The following is a 16,770-nucleotide window of genomic DNA, read 5'->3' as shown; positions in this document are numbered from 1 at the left end:
AGAACGCAAGCCAAGCAGTCTACGGCTGAGGTGCGCCGACCCTCTTTCCCTGCCCGGAGGAATTCAATGAGCCATTCGTCGCCAACTCCACCTGACCTCGTTCCATCCATTCCGGGGTCATCGAGCTCTCCACCGGAAGGGGGCTCGGCCCCGGAAGGGTCGGGATATCGCAAAGCTCTGAAAAATCGTCAGATCCAAATGATCGCAATCGGTGGCGCCATCGGAACGGGTCTCTTCATGGGGGCCGGCGGACGCCTGAACCAGGCGGGTCCGTCCCTCATCCTCATCTACGCCGTCTGCGGGTTCTTCGCTTTCCTCATGCTTCGGGCGATGGGCGAACTGATTCTGCACCGTCCGTCATCCGGGTCGTTCGTCTCGTACGCCCGTGAGTTCTACGGCGAGAAGGCGGCGTACACCGCCGGCTGGCTGTACTGGCTCAACTGGGCGATGACCTCCATCGTGGATGTGACGGCGGCGGCCCTGTACATGAACTTCTTCAAGAAGTACTGGGAGCCGATCTCCTCGGTCCCCCAGTGGGTGTGGGCCCTGACCGCCCTGGTCGTGGTACTGACGCTGAACCTGTTGTCCGTCAAGGTGTTCGGTGAGATGGAGTTCTGGTTCGCCCTGATCAAGGTGCTGGCGCTCGTGGCCTTCCTGGTCGTCGGGACGCTGTTTGTGATCTTCGGGACTCCTGTCGACGGCCACGAGGTCGGCTTCAGCGTCATCGGTGACCACGGAGGGCTGGTTCCCAACGGAGTGCTGCAGGCGGTCGTCCTCGTCCAGGGTGTGATGTTCGCCTATGCGGGAATCGAACTCCTCGGCACGGCCGCGGGCGAGACCGAGGAGCCAGGCAAGATCATTCCTAGGGCCGTCAACTCCGTCATCCTGCGCATCGCGATCTTCTACGTCGGATCGGTGCTCCTGCTGACCCTGCTCCTGCCGTACACGGCCTATCAGGCCGGAACCAGCCCGTTCGTCACGTTCTTCGGCTCCATCGGAGTCAGCGGCGTCGACGCGATCATGAACCTGGTCGTTCTCACGGCCGCTTTGTCGTCGCTCAACGCGGGTCTCTATTCCACCGGCCGCATCCTGCATTCCATGGCCAAGAACGGGTCGGCGCCGCAGTACGCCGCACGCATGACCCCGTCAGGCGTGCCCTACGGCGGAATAGCGCTCACCGCCATCGTGACGCTGGTGGGGGTCGCTTTGAACGCGGTCGTCCCGTCCCAGGCATTCGAGATCGTCCTCAACATCGCCTCTCTGGGCATTCTGGCAAGCTGGGGAACGATCGTGCTCTGCCAGTTGAAGCTGTACCGAATGGCTGAACAGGGAAGCGTGGAACGGCCTAAGTTCCGGCTGTTCGGAGCCCCGTACACCTCGTATCTGACTCTTGCCTTCCTGGCCGCCGTGCTCGTGCTCATCGGACTCGACTATCCGGTCGGTACCTATACGATGTTCTCCCTCCTGCTTGTCATTCCCGCACTCGTCGGTGGGTGGTTTCTCTGCCGTGACCGCATCGCCCTGATAGCGAGTCAGAGGAGGGGGCACGACAGCCGGGTCGCGCCCGTCGGCGTACCGGCCCAATCGGCGGGATTCGATTCCTCCGGCACGACCTGATTCCCTCGGTTCGTCGCCGCGGTGAGACCGATCACGGCGGTAGGCGGTTGTGTGCCTCGACCGGGGCACACAACCGCCCTTCCCGTTCCGATCCCGACCGGCAGCGAGCAGGAACTCGGCGAGGCCCCGGGGACTGGTCGTCCCGTCGACGAAGCCACGGACCGAACCGCAAACGCCCTAGCGCCGAAAGTGCCGTCGCCCCATGTCCGTACGGGCGCGGAACAACGCGTCTGTGCACAGGCTTTCGGGACGACGCGAGAGCTGTCCGACGCCGAAGCGACGGCCGAGCCGGTCATGAGTGCTCTTTCCTGCCGTCCGTCGTCACCGAGGCCCACTCGGAAACCCGCTGGCAGGCCACGCTCTGCCCGGTGCCCGACTCCGGACTTCCGTGCTGTTCACGAGGCGGAGGCCGCCGAGCCGGTCCCTTTGTCCCGAGGGCTCCCGTCCGACAGGACGGCCCCGTCGACGGTGACGTCGACGGGGCCGTTGGGGTTCGTGCGGAGTCGGTCCTGTGGCGGCTGGACGTCGCCGCCGGCACGGCCGACGTCGTCTCTGGGCCCGAGCCGTCAGGCGCCGGCGTCCGCGCGTGAGACGAGGTCAGCGATACGGGCCCACATCTGCGGCGGGTTGGAGTACATCGGGAAATGGGCGCAGTGTTCGATCTCGGCGAGCTCGACGCCGCCTTCGGCCAGGGCGGGGAGGTAGGACAGCGTGTTGTTCTGCTCCCCGTACATGAACGTCTTCGGCGTGGGGAGCCCGAGGAACCGGTCGAGCAGCTTGCCGTGGTCGGAGAGGTCGACCATGGACTCGAAGATCGCCCTGACCGCTGCGGCCCGGACCTTTTGGGGAAGGCTCGACGCATACAGGGCGCCGCCGTAGAAGCGGGAGCCGGCGACGCGTTCGGCGAACAGGTCCAGGAACTCGTCGGGATCGTCGTGGGCGTGGGTGACGATCTGACGGCTGAGGAAGCAGTCCTCGGGTGCGACGTTGCCCTCGATATTGGTGAAGCTCGCGACCCTGCCGGGGTCGCCGTCGGCGAGCAGGAGCGCCGTCAGGCCGCCCATCGAGTGCCCGACGACGTGGAACCGGTCGATCTGCCGAGCCTCCAGGACCCGTTCGGCGACGGAGACGAGGAAGGGGATGGAGACGGCGCCCAGGTCCGCACAGGTGCTGTCGCCGCAGCCTGGCGCGTCGTAGGCCAGGACGGGCCGGTCGGCCAGCGCGGTCTGATGGACGACGTCCGCGTAGTCCTCCTTCGTCGAGCCGAAGCCGTGCAGGAAGACCAGGGGCGTGCCGGTCCCACCGCGGTGGAGGCCGGACACCTCGACGCGGGTCGCGCCGACGGTAAGAGGGAGCGTGAAGCGTTCAAGCTTTCTCACCGGGCTCATCGGACCTCCTCCAGTTGTTGCGCGGCCGTCTCTCGCACCGTGGTTCCGAAGGCGGTCCGCAGTCGCTCGATGGCGGTGATCAGCGTGTCGTCGTCGACAGCGAAGCACACGCGGATGTGTCGAGGCGCGTTGAACGCCTCGCCGGGTACGACCGCGAGATGGACCGTGTCGAGGAGCCACGCGGCGAGGTCGGCGCTGCCGGCCCAGCCGCGGTCGCGGAGCAGTCCGCTGACGTCGGGGAAGGCGAACATGCCGCCGTCGGGCAGCGGGCAGTCGATGCCGTCGATCCCGTTCAGCGCCTCCACCAGCAGCGCGCGCCGGCGCCGGTAGTCGCGTGCGGCCTCGACGGGGGTGCCGGTGTCGCCCAGGGCGGCGAGGGCGGCCCGCTGGTTGACCGTAGGGACATGGGTGATGGTGCGGGACACGTGCCGTCGCGCCGAGGCGATGACCTCCGGCGGCGCCGCGAGCCAGCCGACGCGCCAGCCGGTCATGGCATGTTCCTTGGACACTCCGCCGACGACGACGGTACGGCCGCGCAGTTGCGGAGCCACCCGCAGGATCGACCGGTAGGTCCCGGTGTAGTCGAACGCCCGGTAGATGTCGTCGCTGATGACCCAGATGCCGTGCTGGTGCGCCCAGTCGGCGATCTCCCGCAGCCGCGCCTCGGGGTGGACGGCCCCGGTGGGGTTGCCCGGGCTGGAGAGGATCACCGCCCGGGTGCGCGGGGTACGGCAGCGGTCGAGGGCTTTGGCCAGGAGCCGGAACTCCTCGTCGGTGGCGACCGGGACGGCGACACCGCCGGCGGCGGTGACGACTTCGGCGTGCCCGGGCCAGCCGGGCGCGGCGACCAGGACCTCGTCACCGGCGTCGATCAATGCCTGGGTGGCGAGGAAGAGGGCGTGCTTCGCACCGAGGGCGATCTGGACGTCGTCCGCGCTCCAGGGGAGCCGGGTGTCACAGGCGACGGTGGTGGCGACGAGCGCGCGCAGGGCCGGGTCGCCCTGGGCGGTCCCGTAGTGGTGGGTGGCGGGGTCGCGGACCGCGGCCATGGCGGCCTCCACCACCGCGGCACTGCTGGCGGCCTGGGGCTCACCGGCGGCGAGTGTGATGACGTCCGCGCCCCTGGCCCGCAGCGCTTCGGCTTGGGCGGCCACAGCGAAGATCGGGTTGTCCGTCATGGGTGTCGTCACCGCCCGGCAGTTTCGAAGTTGTTGTACAGGTCAAGGGTGCTGCGGCCTTCCCGAAGCTGCTTCATCAGCTCGTTCTCGTGGGCCACGCGCGCGTCGGCGCGGTCGAGGATCCGCTCGGTGTCGGACGCCGGGAGCGCCACGACTCCGTCGACGTCGCCGACGACGAGGTCGCCGGTGTGGACCGTGACGCCACCGACCTTGACGGGGCGCCCGAGAACGCCGCGGAAGTCCTTGCGGGTGCCGAGGATGGAGTTGTTGCGGGAGAAGACCGGGAAGCCGAGCGCCTCGGTCTCCGCCGCGTCGCGGACGCCGCCGTCGATGAGGAGGCCCGCGATCCCGCGCTGCCGGGCGGCCACCGTGAGAATCTCGCCCCAGTGGCCGAAGCGGGCGCCGCCGAGGTCGGCGACGAGGACCGACCCGGATGGGGCCTGCAGTACGGCGTGGTGCAGGGCGAGGTTGTCGCCGCCGGCGCCCTGCACGGTGAAGGCCGGGCCACACAGCCGGGCACCGGACCACAGCGACCGGATCTGGGGGGACAGGGCCACGGGCAGTCCGGACGCCTCGGACAGAGTCGCGCTGGAGTGGCCACGGGCTGGGTCATGCGTGCTCACGAGGGGTCCTTCCGGGTCTGGTCGTTCGGGGTCTGGAGCGAGTGGTAGCCGTGCCGCGCACGCGCCTCGGCAAGCGTGGCACCGGTGCGGACGGAGTCGACGATGGCGTCCTCGACGCGGTCGATACGGCGGGCGAGGCCGGCGACCTCGTCCCAGCGGGCGGCCGGGACGGCCACGGCTCCGTCGTCGTCGGCCACGAGGATGTCGCCGGGATGGACGAGGACGCCGTCGATGGTGACGGCCGTCTGAACCGCGGCCACCCGGACGCGGTCCTTGCCGGTGCGCATGAAACGGGAGACCGACCAGATCGGGTAGCCGGCGTCTGTCGCGATGGCGACGTCACGGCAGGTGCCGTGGATCACGGTGCCCGCAATGCCGCGCGCGTGGGCGATCTGGCTCATGATGCCGCCCCATACCGTGCAGTCGGTGCGGCCGGCGTTGTCGATGAGGATCACCGCGCCGGCGGGGACGTCGTCCAGGAAGTCGCCCACCGTGCCGCCGGCCTCGTCGACCGGTTCGTAGGTGACGGTGAAGACCGGTCCGACCGTCCTCTGGCCCTGGCGCAGCGCGCCGATGCCGTGCAGGGATCCCGGGAGCCCGAGCGAGTCGAGGGCGTCGGAGACCGACGCGGTGGGCAGGTCGGTGGCGAGGTTCGATGGGGCGGTGAGGTCACTCATCGGGCCGACTCCTTCTCTCCGGCGAGGCGGGCGTCGTGCATGGCCTGGGAGAGGGGCGCGCCCGCGCGCACCTCGTCAGCGATGGCGCGCTCCCGGGCGACGATCGCGGTGGCGATCTCGGCCACTTCCTCGGCCCGGTCCCGGGGGACGACGACGAGACCGGTCTCGTCGGCGAGGACGACGTCGCCCTGCTCGACCGTGAGCCCGGCGACGCTGACCGGCTCGCCGGTGGAGCGCTGCTGCAGCCTGCCCCGCGCCGTGGCCGGGACCGCCCCCCGCGAGAACACCGGGAAGTCCAGCTCACGGGCCTCTGCCACATCGCGGCACACACCGTCGGCGACGACGCCGCGCACACCGCGCAGGGAAGCGCCCAGGCTCAGGATGCCGCCCCAGCACGACACGTCGGTGCGGCCCTGGTTGTCGACGACGATCACGCTCCGGCCGTCCGCGTTCTCGACGGCCGTGGTGGCGATGTGGGCTCCGGCCGGTCCTTCGGCGCGCGGTTCGAGCCCCACAGTGACAGCGAACCCCACCACTGCTGCGGGACCCCACACCGGACGGATGCCGCCGACTCCGGAGGGGAGCCCGAGCTGGTCGAGCGCGTCGCTGACCGCGGCGGAGTCGAGTGCCGCGAAGCGGTCCAGGAGAGATGAGTTGCTCATGGCTTCCACTTCAACAGCCACCAGCTATATTCGGAAGGTCTGATTTCCACTATCAGTAAGAGGCTGAGCGAATCATGGTCGAGATCCGGCAGGCCCGCTATTTCGTCGCGGTCGCCGAAGAGCTCCACTTCGGCCGCGCGGCGCAGCGGTTGCAGATGTCCCAGCCGCCGCTGTCCCAGGCAATCAAGCAGCTCGAACAGCAGCTCGGCTGCGAACTGCTGCACCGCACCCAGCGGTCGGCCGCCCTCAGCCCCGCCGGGACCGTATTCCTGGACCACTGCCGCGCACTGGTCCGACAGGCCGAGGAGGCGGAGATCGCCGCACGCCAGGCCGCCACCGGACAAGGTGGGCGACTGACCCTGGGTGCGGTCACCTCGGCGTTCTCCTGGCCGTTGCCCCTTGTGCTGAAGCGGTTCCACGAGGCGCTGCCGGACGTCGAGATCCGCACCCGGGAAATCGATACCCACGAGGCCGGCCCGGGCCTCCTCGACCGCTCGCTCGACTGGGCGATCGTCCGCCAGACCGCCCCGGTCCGCGGCACCACGGCAACCTCGCTCTACGCCGACAGGTTCGTGGCGGCCCTCCCCTCGGGTCACCCGGCGGCGGACGACGCCGGTCCACTGGATTTGGCGGACCTCGCGGGCGACGCCTGGGTGTGGCTGCACCGCCACATCTCGCCCGACTACCACGACGCCATGGCGGCCATGTGCCGAGCCGCCGGCTTCAGCCCCGTTCCCAACCACTGGGCACGGTCGGTGACCTCGCAGATCGCCATGGTCGAGTGCGGGCTCGGCGTCACCGTCGTACCGGCCGCCGCGTCCGCGTCACACCCCGCCGTACGATTCAGAGCACTCCGTCACGCGACGGCGACCATCGAACTGGCCGCCATGACGAGGTCCGAACCTGGTGCGCTGGCCGAACGCCTCAGCGCCATCGCGTCGCAACTGACCACAGCGTCGGCGCCGCCGCACGACTGACTCCGGGCGAACAATCAGACGTCGTACTCGACTTTCAGACTGATCGGAAACGGCTGACTCCCTGGCGCATTTCAATCGTCAACACCGGTGACAGCCTCGGTGCGCTTCCTTCGTCGGCGAACAGGCGAACGCCGTCCGCTCCGCACCACTGGCGGCCATCCGGCACACGATGGTTGCGTCACCGGAGCCGGCATCCGCCACCGCCTGCTTCACGGCGTCGGCGCGGCACCGATCTGCTCCTCGGCTGGTGGTCACCGGCTGTTCTCTCTCCCACAGCGGGTGGTGGCGCTTGGCCCACGGGAGAGGAACGAGGCCGGTACGCAGCCCGCTGCGTACCTCGGGATCCCGGGACGCCATCCGGATAGGGCCGCCGACCAGGGACCGATGAGCAGGGCCAGCCAGTCGTGGACGAACGTTGCCCCCATACGCAGGTACAGCGGCGTGAGACGCGGGAACCACAGATGAGGCCGGTGCCGATCATCACCAATGCGTCAGCCGTGGACAACGGACAAATCCAAACCTTGTCCAGCCGGTCGGTACCTGCGGTCCCGGCACAGTTACCGGGCGACGCCTGTGTGTGGCTCAGCCCCGTCCCCAACCACTGGGCAGCGTCGATGACCTCGCCAATCGCCACGGCCGAGTGCGGGCTCGGCGTCACCGTCGCACCCGCCGCGGCTTCCGGGGCGCGGCGGGCCGTCAGGTTCCCTCCCTCACGGAACGGCGAGCATCGAGCTCAACGCTATGACCAGGTCCGGCCCAGACGCACTGGTCAGGCGCGTTACGGCGCTCGCGACGCGCCTGACGGCGGCGCGAAGCCCCACGTGACGGGAGGGCGTCGACCGCACCGTGGTGTCGCGAGCGGTGAGCTTGCTACTCCGCGTAGTAGGTGGCGTCCTGCCGGTCGAGTGTCGTGCTGACCGGTTGGACGTAGAGCAGGTTGTTGTAGTGGCGGATGTAGCGGGCGGGAAAGTTGTACGACTCGAAGGAGATGCCGTCGGCGGAGTCGGCGAGGCCGGCGCGCTGGGTGAAGGAGGCATCGCTTCTGAAGACGGTCGTGCCGTCGTTCTTCTCGACCCAGACCTCGAAGTTCTTGTGGCGCAGGTAGTACCCGGGGAAGTTGGCCGACTCGAGGGAGACCGTGCCGGTGCCGGCTAGGCCGGGGACGACGCGGAACTGAGAGTCGGCGAGGTTGGTGACGTTCACCTGGGTCTTGGCCCTGAACCCTTCGTGCCGGATGTAGCGGTCGGGGAAGTTGTACGAGGAGAAGCGGACGGGGGTGACGCCGTCGGCCACAGGGATGCCGAAGTTGGGCGTGCCGTCGGCGTTCCAGTACAGCTTCTGGAAGCGGGTGCGGCGGTTGGGGTCGTTGAGCGGGTCGCCGCTGATGTCCTTGTAGCTGCGGTCGTGGTAGACGAGGATGTCCGACTTGCCGTCCTCGGAGACGGTGAAGGAGTTGTGGCCGGGGCCGTACTGGCCGGTGGCGTCGTTGCTCTTGAACACCGCCTCGCTGCTCTTGGCCCAGGACCCGGGATCCGTCAGGTCGGCGGTGGCGTTGGCGGTCAGCATGCCGAGGCAGTAGTTGGCGTCGGTGGCGCTGGCCGAGTAGGTGACGAAGATCTTGCCGTTCCTCTGCAGGACGGCCGGGCCCTCGTTGACGTCGAATCCCTGCTTCTCCCAGGCGAACTCAGGGGTTGACAGACGTACTTGCTCTCCGGTGATCGTCCAAGGGTTGGACATCTTCGCCAGGTAGATGCCGCCGGGGCCGGAGGGGTTGGATTGCGCCCAGACAAGGTAGCGGGTGCCGTTGTTGACGAAGGTCGTGTGGTCCAGGGACCAGGAGTCCCAGTTGGTGGTGATGCGGCCCTTCTCGGTCCAGGGGCCGGTCAGCGGGTTCGCGGCGCTGGACTCCAGCGCGTACATCCGGATCTTCCACTTGTCGCCTGCGGAGCCGGCGGAGAAGTAGACGTACCACTTGCCGTCGATGAAGTGGATCTCCGGGGCCCAGATGTGGGCGCCCATCTCACCGCTGGCGTGCTTTGTCCAGATGGTGGTCTCGGGGGCGGTGGCGAGGCCCTGGAGGGTGGTGGCCCGGCGCATCACGATCTTGTCGTACGCCGGTACCGTGGCGGTGAAGTAGTAGAAGCCGTCGGTGTGCTTGAAGACGTGCGGATCGGCGCGCTGGAGCGCGACCGGGTTGGTGAAGTTCGCGGCCGAGGAGGCCGGCGCGGCAGCGCGGGCGGGCGCACCGGTGGTGGCGAAGACGACCAGTGCGATGGCCCCCGCGGTCAGCGCGCGGCGGCTTATGGGACGGGTCATGGGGCGGATCTCCTGGGGTCAGGCGTGGAAGGGGAAGACGGGTGGCTGCCAGGGGGAAGCGGCGGCCACCACTCGGGATTGCTCAGGCGACGGGCCTGAGCTGCCACTGCTGGCAGTCGTTGTTCAGCCAGGTCCACTGGCGTACGTCGGCGCCGTCGGTGGTGGAGCAGTTGGCGACGTCGGCGACCTTGCCGGTGGCCTCGTTGACGATCCGGACGTAGTCGCCGGTGGCTGTGTGCACGAGCCGGAACTTCTGGCAGTTGTTGTTCAGCCAGGACCACTGCCGGATGTCGGCGCCGTCGGCGGAGCCGCAGTTCGCGATGTCCATGACCTTGCCGGTGGCGACGTTCACCAGCCTGCTGGTGTCGTTGCCCTGGTCCTCGACGCGCCACTTCTGGTTGGCGCCCGTATGGCAGGCCCACTGCTGGATGTTGGTGCCGTCAGCGGGGCCGCCGTTCGCGACGTCCAGGCACTTACCGCTGTGGCGGTTCACCAATTGGTAGGAGGTCGGGGTGAGTGCCGTCTCCCCGGAAGGGCCGGGCAGGGTGGTGCCGAGCGCGACCGGGGTGCCGAAGTTCGGGGTGCCGTCGGCGTTCCAGGTGAACTTCTGGGCCCGGGTGGTTCGGCCGTTGCCACAGCCTCCGTTGGTGGTGTCGTTGGCGTGGTAGACGATCCAGTTCTCGGTGCCGTCGGGTGAGGTGAAGAACCCGTTGTGACCGGGTCCGTAGACGCCCGCCGCGTCATCGCGCTGGAAGACGGGGGTCTGCTTCTTCGTCCAGGAGGAGGCAAGGAGCGGGTCACTGCCGGTCAGCTCCAGCTGGCCCAGTTTGTAGTCCGGTGTGGAGCAGAAGCTCGCGGAGAAGGTGAGGAAGGTCCGACCGTCGTGGTAGAGGGGTTCGGGCCCCTCGTTGACCGGGGTGCGCGATCTCTCCCAGCTCAGGGTGGGGCTGGAGATGATGTTGAAGGTCTGGCTGCTGAGCGTGTACGGGTTGCTCATCGGCGCGATGACCAGGCTCTGCGTACTGCCGTTGATGAAGCCGCTGCCCACCAGGTACAGCTTGTCGTCGTGCTTGAGCACGCTGGCGTCGATGAGCCAGCCACCGGTCGACAGGTTGGAGCCGGTGAGTATGTTCTTGTACGTGTACGGACCCATGGGGTCCGTACCGGCGCTTTCCAGGACGTGGGTGCGCTGGGAGTCGCAACAGGCGACTCCGGCTGGGCCGGCGGAGTAGTAGAGGTACCAGTGGCCGTCGAGGAAATGCAGCTCCGGCGCCCAGATGTTGTTGTTGCGAGCCGGGTTGGTGTCGCTCCAGACCTGGACGCCGGCGGCGGTGGAGAGACCGGCCAGGGTGGGCGACTTCCGCATGGTCAGGACGCCGGTGAAAGTCGTGGTGATCAGGTAGTAGTTGCCGTTGTAGTACTCCAGCCAGGGGTCGGCGCCCTTCTGCGACTTGACCGGGTTGGTGAACGGTCGGCCGTCGGCAGCGCCGGCGGGCTGCGTGGTGACCAGTGAAGCGAACAGGGTCAGCAGAACTGCCCCGAGTACGAACCAGTGACGGGTGCGGAACACGGAAGGTCCCCTTCGGCAGTGCGTTCGAGAATTCGAACGTCGTGCGTAACATCGGACAGAGGTGGGCGGAGGGCCCGCCGTACCCGGTCGACCGCGGTACGGCGGGCTCGCCCGGCGAGTCAGCTGAGTCAGTAGACGGCTTTGAAGGTGGCGTCCGCCCGGCCGGCCGCGGTCGAGATCTCGTCGAGCCTCAGCACGAAGGACGAGTGCCGGAGGTAGCGCGTCGGGAAGCGGGCCGAGCGGAACGACGACCAGGTTCCGTCGGCGAGGCCGGCGACACGGGTGAACGTGGCGTCGGTGGCGAAGCCCGACGTTCCGTCGTTTCGGGCGACCTTGATCTCGAAGTTGTCCTGTCTCAGGTAGTAGCCGGGGAAGTTGACCGACTCGAACGACACTGCGTTCGGGTCGGACAGCCCGGGCCGCAGCCGCCACTGCGCGTCCTGGTAGGGGTCGAAGGGCATCTCACTGATGCGACCGACGAAGCTCGCGTGCCGGACGTAGTGGCCGGGGAAGTTGTAGGACTTCAGCAGGTTCCAGCTCGTGCCGCCGTACCGGGCGAGGAGCCGGTCGCGGTCGGCCGCGGTGATCGGCTGGATGGTGTTGTGCTTCGCATTCAGCGGCGCGGTGTAGGACTGGCGGCCCACCTTGGTCCACATCCCCGACACCAGGTCGCCCTGCCACAGGTCGAACTTCGCGTTGGGGCAGAAGGTGTCACCCCACAGCGACCAGGTGGACGAGGTGAGGGACTTCACCAGCGTGGGGGCCTCGGTGCACCGGTTCTCGGCCACGCCCTCGGTGTACTTGGTGAAGCTGCCCGGTTCCACCGACGTCGACCGCGCGCCGGCCAGCCGGCCCGTCGCGTTGCTCTTGTAGTAGAGGTAGTTGGATCCGTCGACGTCGGTGACGACGTGGGAGTCGAGGATGCCGGAGCCCGTGTCGTAGAACACCACCGGGTCGGTGGCGGTGACGAAGTCGGTCGTGTAGGCGGCGGCGATCACCGAGTGCGAGAAGCCCTGCGGCACGGTGGTGAACGTGATGCCGTAGGCGCCGCGGACCGGGTCCCAGTGGACGGCCGGGGCCCAGCTGTAGGAGTTCGCGTTGGTGGCGTTGACCTTGAGCAGCCGGTCCGCCGACCAGTTCACCAGGTCCGGTGAGGTCCAGACGTGGATGTTCGGGTTGGGCTGCGTGAAGCTTCCACCGACGGCGATGTCGGTCGCGAGCGCGACCCAGCTGCCGTCCCGCAGCCGGTACAGGAACGGGTCGCGGATACCCTTGGTGCCCGCGGTCGGGGTGAGTATCGCGTTGTTGTCGTTGAGCGGCGTCCACTCCCGGCCGTCGTCGCTGACGGCGAGATGCAGGGCGTTGACGTTGCCCGCTCCGCTGATCGACTCCTTGAAGTAGCCCATCACGTAGGCGGAATCGGCATCAGCCGCTTCGGCCGTCTGCGCGGGTGCGACCACACCCGCGACGATCGCGGTCAGGGCGACCAGGAACGCCCATCTTCGGATCAATCGAGCCAACATGCTCTCTCTTCCTCTCGGTGAGAGGCCGGGCGGGTGGCACACGCCACCCGCCCGGCTACGACGGACCTCAGTGATGAAGACGGCACCGAGGGGAACGACCTGCCGGGCCGGCGCCGGCTTCCCTGTCGGGTCAGCTCGTGACGCGGAAGGTGGCGTCGTTGCGTGCGGTGGCGGTGGTGATGGGGTCGAGCTTCAGTTCGAAGGCGTAGTGGCGGATGTAGCGGTCGGGGTGGTTGTACGACTGGAAGGACGACCAGGAGGAGTCGGCGAGTCCGGCGACCTGCCGGAAGGTGGCGTCGGCGGCGAACTGGGCGGTGCCGTCGTTGTAGACCAGCTGGAAGTCGAAGTTGGTGTGGCGCAGGAAGTAGCCGGGGAAGTTGACCGACTCGAAGGAGACGGTGCCGGAGCCGGCCAGGCCGGGCCGCAGCCGGAACTGGGCGTCCTGGCTGGTGATGTTCTGGTCGATGCGGACATCGAAGTTGGTGTGCCGCACGTAGCGGTCCTGGAAGTTGAAGGACTGGAGCCGCTTGGGGGCGACGTTGGCGTAGCGCGCCTGCACCCGGCTTTCCTCGGCGGCCGTCAGGGTCAGGATCTCGCCGTGGCGCTTCTTCGTCCCACCCATGGAGTAGCTTCCCGACGCCGGGAGCCGGTAGCTGCTCGACGTGGACGGGTCGGTGGACAGGACCGGCATGTAACCGCGGCTGGTGGCGTACTGGTCGAGGTAGAGGGCCCACTCGTTGCGGTCACGGAACTTCATCCACATCGGGCCCTCGACCTGGGCGCCGGTGAGGCCGATGCCGGACAGGTTGCCGATGGTGGACCAGGTACCCAAGATCGAGTTGCTGCCCTCGAGGGTGATCTGACCGTCGCCGGAGGCACGCACGTAGCGGTACTGACCGACGCCCGTCGGCTGCTCGATGATCTGGGTGTCGATGATGCCCTGGGTGCCGGGGCGGTCGATGTACAGCTGCGGTGTCGTGATGGTGTGGAAGTCCGAGGTGCGGGCGTAGTAGATGCGGTGCTTCAGCACGCCGCCCAGGGTGGCGTTGGTCGCCCAGTACAGGACGTAGTCATTGGTGTCCTCGTCCCAGATCGCTTCCGGCGCCCACGCGTTGCGCCCGTCGGGGATCGCGCCGGCGACGTTCAGCAGCCACGGCTGCGACCAGGTGACCAGGTCACTCGACTCCCACACCACGAGATTGCGGCTGCCGTTGGACGTGGAGTCACCCCACGACTGCCCGCAGCCGATGCACAGGTCGGTCGCGATGATCCAGTACCTGCTCCCGTCGGGAGAACGGACCAGAGCGGGGTCACGCACCCCGCGCGTGCCCACCGTGGAGCGCAGGACCATGCCCCCGCCGTTGAGGTCGCTCCAGTTCAGACCGTCCGAGCTGTGTGAGAAGTAGATCTGCTGCCCCGTCGCCCCCTCCCCGATGAAGTGCGCCATCAGATAGCCCGGATCGGCGGCGGCGGCTCGCTGGGGCGTGGTCAGGACCTGGGCGGTGAAAAGCAGGCAGGCGGCGACCAGTATCGCCGTCAGCCGGGCTCGAAGCATTGACATGTGCATACCTTGTCTTTCTGGGGCCACGATCAGGTGAAAGTGGAGTCGAGGGGGCGCTCGCGGTCTCTGCGCCGCTGGGGGATCTGTTGCCGCGCGACGCGGCGCTCTGCCGAGTAACCGCCGAACAGTCGGTTCGCCTGTGCGTGATCAGGACCGTAGACACCTCCGGCACGGGGAGGGGCACCCCGCGCCGGCCATGGGCAGGCGTCGAATCACAGGGCCCAGAAGATGTCCTCAGGGCCGACCCGCTCGATGTGTCCGCGCGCCGCCGCTGACTAGCCTCGGCTCCACTTCTGCGTGGCGTTGCCGAGAGCCGTCCACAGCTGGACCGGCGATCCGTTGGCCCTCGCCGAGTTCTTCACATCGATCGCGAGTCCGTTGGAACGGTTGATGACGGAGCCGTCCATGCGGAACCACCACTTCTGGCTGGACTTGCCGTTGCAGGTCCAGAGGATCAGCTTGGTACCGGCGGTGGTGCCGTCACCGGCCGCGGCCAGGCAGTCGCCCGCGACGCGGAGTTCACCTGCGGCGGTCTGCGTGATGGTCTGGTTCTGGTTCCCGGAGCAGTCCCAGATCTGTACCTGCACGCCTGTCTGCCCGTTGGGCACATCGAGGCAGCGACCCGAGTTGGCGCCCTTCAGCGTGAAGGGGTTCGCCGGTGCCGGGTCCTGGACGAGCTGCCACTCCTGTGCGTCGTCCGCCGAGGGGTCCGTGGCCGCGTTGATCGACGCCTGCAGGGTGACGGGTCCGCCCTGGGCGGCGCCCGTCATGAAGAGGCTCGTGTTACGGACCGATCGGATCTTGTAGTAGCCGTCGGTCGAGGGGACGAGGGTCCACTGCTTGTCGGTGGCTCCGTCGTCGACCCACTGGGCCAGGCGCTGCCCTGCTGTCGCGCTGCCGGTCCAGACGGCGACCGAGCGGCCACCGGCCTTGTTGAGCAGGGAGACGTTGCCGCCCTTCTCCGTCACGTGCCAGCGCTGCGTGTCGTCCGCGGCATCCTTGTCGCGCAGGACGAGGTCGGGCGCGTTCCCGGTGAGGTTCGCGTCCTGCGTCTTTCCGGCGTCCGGGCTGAGGACCTGACCGGTCGCGCGGTTGACGAGGGTGCTGTAGGCGCCGGCGGACCGGCCGAGGTCGACCTCGGCGTATTTCACCGGACCGACGCTGCCGCCCGCCCACGCGGCCTGGAGGATCAGGACGCGTCCCGTGCCGTCCACGTACTGGAGGTTGCGGCTGTACCCGGCGGCGATCGGCGTCTGGTACTCCTTCCAGGTGCCGTCACTGCGGCCGGACTCGTTCACCCAGACGTTCTTGTCACCGGCGGCGTTCATCACGATCCGTCCGTCCGGCAGGGGCTGGAGCACCGGGCTACCGCCGGTCGGCAGCGTGCGCCCACCAGCCGGCACGGGCAGCTCGGTGATCGGGTGGTCGGCGGCGGCGTAGAACTTCAGCGGATCGTCCGCGATCCTGTAGCGGACGTCCGGTCCGCCGACGAAGTACTCGTAGGTCATGATCCACTTGCCGTCGGTCGTCGGGGCCAGCGTCGTCATGCCCGGGCGTTTGCCGCCGATCTGTGTCTTGCCGTTGCCCCGACTGACCGTGGTACCTGCCATGTCGACGACCGGCTGGCTCCAGGACGTGCTGCGGCCGTCCCAGACCTTGTGCGCGAGGATCTGGCCGTCCGAGTCCGGCGCGGTGTCGTTGTCCGGGTCGAGGACCGGTATGCCGGTAGTGGTGTCGTAGCTGAGATAGTCGTTCTCGTCGGAGTAGTAGGCGACGAGTTTGCCGTTGCGGGCGAGCAGGTACGGCTCCCAGACCGGGTCCTGCTGCCGGTTGGTGTTGGCGCTCGAGTCGGTCCCGCCCTGCCAGCTGCCGGTGGCGATGATGTTCTCGACGCTCCAGGTCGCACCCTGGTCGGTACTGGCGTACAGGGCGATCGCCACGTCCTTGCGGTCACCGTTACCGGTCGGCGCCCAATTGGGGTCGCCGGCCTTCTTCTCCTTGTAGTAGTAGTCGTCCCCCGAGACCACGCTCGCCAGAAGCAGCGTGCCGGCACTCAGGTCTCCGACGTCCTGCGGGAGCACGTAGAAGTAGGGGTTGGTCCAGTTGCTCGTGTACTTCGCGTACTGGGGGTCACTGGACAGCTGGGCGGGCGGCTTCACATCGGTCAGCTTCTGCCAGGTCGTGCCGTCGTCGTCGCTCTTGTAGACGGGCAGCGTCTGTCCCACCGGAGCGCTCTGGCTGTTCTCGAACGACGCCACGATCCGGCCACCCGGCAACTGGGCGGACTTCGGGTAAAGGACACAGGGCCTCTTGTTGCAGGCGGCGGAATTGTCCGCCGCATACAGATTCGACGAGCTCGGCTGATATGCCGACGCACTCGTCCCGGAGGCAAGGGCCACTGCCACGCCGACGCAGCCGGCCGTCGCTGCCGCAAAAGCCTTCCGTACCAAGGGTCTTGTCATTGCAGGTCCTCTGAGCTCATGGCGGTGGCGGGTGAATAACCTGGTGCCTGTGTCATCGGAGTATCAGGAAGCGGAGCCCTGATGTCACCGGCGCGTTTCCGAAAGAGTTTCGTAGCCCGGTCGTCCTCGGGTGTTGACTGCGGCGACCGGGGCCCACGGCCACGTGACCGGTGGTTTTCGTCGTCCGTGCAGTGCTCTTGCCGCCGCCTGCCGAGC

At 68.1% G+C, this 16,770-nt stretch carries 12 protein-coding genes; 2 read left to right on the top strand and 10 right to left on the bottom strand.

Going from position 1 to position 16,770, the window contains the following annotated elements:
• Positions 1 to 66: 66 nt before the first annotated feature.
• Positions 67 to 1,617: an amino acid permease gene (locus ACH4ZA_RS15675; RefSeq protein ID WP_398429834.1), complete on the top strand. Its 1,551-nt coding sequence runs from the start codon at positions 67 to 69 to the stop codon at positions 1,615 to 1,617.
• Between the two features lie 566 nt (positions 1,618 to 2,183).
• On the opposite strand, the gene ACH4ZA_RS15670 is transcribed toward ACH4ZA_RS15675, so the two are convergent.
• From ACH4ZA_RS15670 to ACH4ZA_RS15650, 5 genes are read right to left on the bottom strand one after another with little or no spacing between them, the layout of a single operon-like run.
• On the bottom strand, positions 2,184 to 2,996 hold the full coding sequence (locus ACH4ZA_RS15670; protein WP_398429833.1) for an alpha/beta fold hydrolase: 813 nt from the start codon (positions 2,994 to 2,996) through the stop codon (positions 2,184 to 2,186).
• 5 nt (positions 2,997 to 3,001) lie between these two features.
• A complete protein-coding gene (locus ACH4ZA_RS15665) occupies positions 3,002 to 4,183 on the bottom strand; it encodes an aminotransferase class I/II-fold pyridoxal phosphate-dependent enzyme (RefSeq protein ID WP_398429832.1) in 1,182 nt (393 codons plus the stop codon).
• Positions 4,184 to 4,191: 8 nt separating this feature from the next.
• A complete protein-coding gene (locus tag ACH4ZA_RS15660; RefSeq protein WP_398429831.1) occupies positions 4,192 to 4,806 on the bottom strand; it encodes an RraA family protein in 615 nt (204 codons plus the stop codon).
• Positions 4,803 to 5,483, bottom strand: coding sequence for an RraA family protein (locus ACH4ZA_RS15655; protein ID WP_059081754.1), 681 nt, complete (start codon positions 5,481 to 5,483; stop codon positions 4,803 to 4,805). The genes ACH4ZA_RS15660 and ACH4ZA_RS15655 overlap by 4 nt, the downstream gene beginning before the upstream one ends.
• Positions 5,480 to 6,145, bottom strand: a complete 666-nt coding sequence (locus ACH4ZA_RS15650) for an RraA family protein (RefSeq protein WP_398429830.1) — start codon at positions 6,143 to 6,145, stop codon at positions 5,480 to 5,482. The genes ACH4ZA_RS15655 and ACH4ZA_RS15650 overlap by 4 nt, the downstream gene beginning before the upstream one ends.
• 74 nt (positions 6,146 to 6,219) lie before the next feature.
• Here ACH4ZA_RS15650 and ACH4ZA_RS15645 point away from each other — a divergent pair, with 74 nt between their 5' ends.
• Entirely contained in the window at positions 6,220 to 7,122 is a 903-nt protein-coding gene (locus ACH4ZA_RS15645) for a LysR substrate-binding domain-containing protein (protein ID WP_398429829.1), read from the top strand.
• Between the two features lie 870 nt (positions 7,123 to 7,992).
• Here ACH4ZA_RS15645 and ACH4ZA_RS15640 read toward each other — a convergent pair.
• The 5 genes from ACH4ZA_RS15640 to ACH4ZA_RS15620 form a co-directional block, all read right to left on the bottom strand.
• Positions 7,993 to 9,438, bottom strand: a complete 1,446-nt coding sequence (locus ACH4ZA_RS15640) for a family 43 glycosylhydrolase (protein WP_398429828.1) — start codon at positions 9,436 to 9,438, stop codon at positions 7,993 to 7,995.
• An 82-nt stretch (positions 9,439 to 9,520) separates the two neighbouring features.
• Positions 9,521 to 11,008, bottom strand: a complete 1,488-nt coding sequence (locus tag ACH4ZA_RS15635; protein WP_398429826.1) for a family 43 glycosylhydrolase — start codon at positions 11,006 to 11,008, stop codon at positions 9,521 to 9,523.
• 128 nt (positions 11,009 to 11,136) lie between these two features.
• Complete coding sequence (locus ACH4ZA_RS15630; RefSeq protein WP_359258450.1) at positions 11,137 to 12,531, bottom strand: glycoside hydrolase family 43 protein; 1,395 nt, start codon at positions 12,529 to 12,531, stop codon at positions 11,137 to 11,139.
• 130 nt (positions 12,532 to 12,661) lie between these two features.
• Positions 12,662 to 14,092 (bottom strand): glycoside hydrolase family 43 protein, encoded by a 1,431-nt coding sequence (locus ACH4ZA_RS15625; protein WP_359258452.1) that lies wholly within the window; start codon positions 14,090 to 14,092, stop codon positions 12,662 to 12,664.
• A gap of 275 nt (positions 14,093 to 14,367) precedes the next feature.
• Positions 14,368 to 16,554: an RICIN domain-containing protein gene (locus ACH4ZA_RS15620; protein ID WP_398429825.1), complete on the bottom strand. Its 2,187-nt coding sequence runs from the start codon at positions 16,552 to 16,554 to the stop codon at positions 14,368 to 14,370.
• Positions 16,555 to 16,770: the final 216 nt, after the last annotated feature.

Origin of the sequence: Streptomyces sp. NPDC020597 (assembly GCF_044335095.1) — a bacterium.
Lineage (GTDB): Bacteria > Actinomycetota > Actinomycetes > Streptomycetales > Streptomycetaceae > Streptomyces.
This window is presented reverse-complemented; position numbering and strand designations above follow the sequence as displayed.

Bases quoted from the DNA above. Each gene is read 5' to 3' on its own strand.
- ACH4ZA_RS15675 (WP_398429834.1), top strand. From the start codon at position 67: ATGAGCCATTCGTCGCCAACTCCACCTGACCTCGTTCCATCCATTCCG.
- ACH4ZA_RS15665 (WP_398429832.1), bottom strand. From the start codon at position 4,183: ATGACGGACAACCCGATCTTCGCTGTGGCCGCCCAAGCCGAAGCGCTG.
- ACH4ZA_RS15655 (WP_059081754.1), bottom strand. From the start codon at position 5,483: ATGAGTGACCTCACCGCCCCATCGAACCTCGCCACCGACCTGCCCACC.
- ACH4ZA_RS15650 (WP_398429830.1), bottom strand. From the start codon at position 6,145: ATGAGCAACTCATCTCTCCTGGACCGCTTCGCGGCACTCGACTCCGCC.
- ACH4ZA_RS15645 (WP_398429829.1), top strand. From the start codon at position 6,220: ATGGTCGAGATCCGGCAGGCCCGCTATTTCGTCGCGGTCGCCGAAGAG.
- ACH4ZA_RS15640 (WP_398429828.1), bottom strand. From the start codon at position 9,438: ATGACCCGTCCCATAAGCCGCCGCGCGCTGACCGCGGGGGCCATCGCA.
- ACH4ZA_RS15630 (WP_359258450.1), bottom strand. From the start codon at position 12,531: ATGTTGGCTCGATTGATCCGAAGATGGGCGTTCCTGGTCGCCCTGACC.
- ACH4ZA_RS15625 (WP_359258452.1), bottom strand. From the start codon at position 14,092: ATGTCAATGCTTCGAGCCCGGCTGACGGCGATACTGGTCGCCGCCTGC.
- ACH4ZA_RS15620 (WP_398429825.1), bottom strand. From the start codon at position 16,554: ATGACAAGACCCTTGGTACGGAAGGCTTTTGCGGCAGCGACGGCCGGC.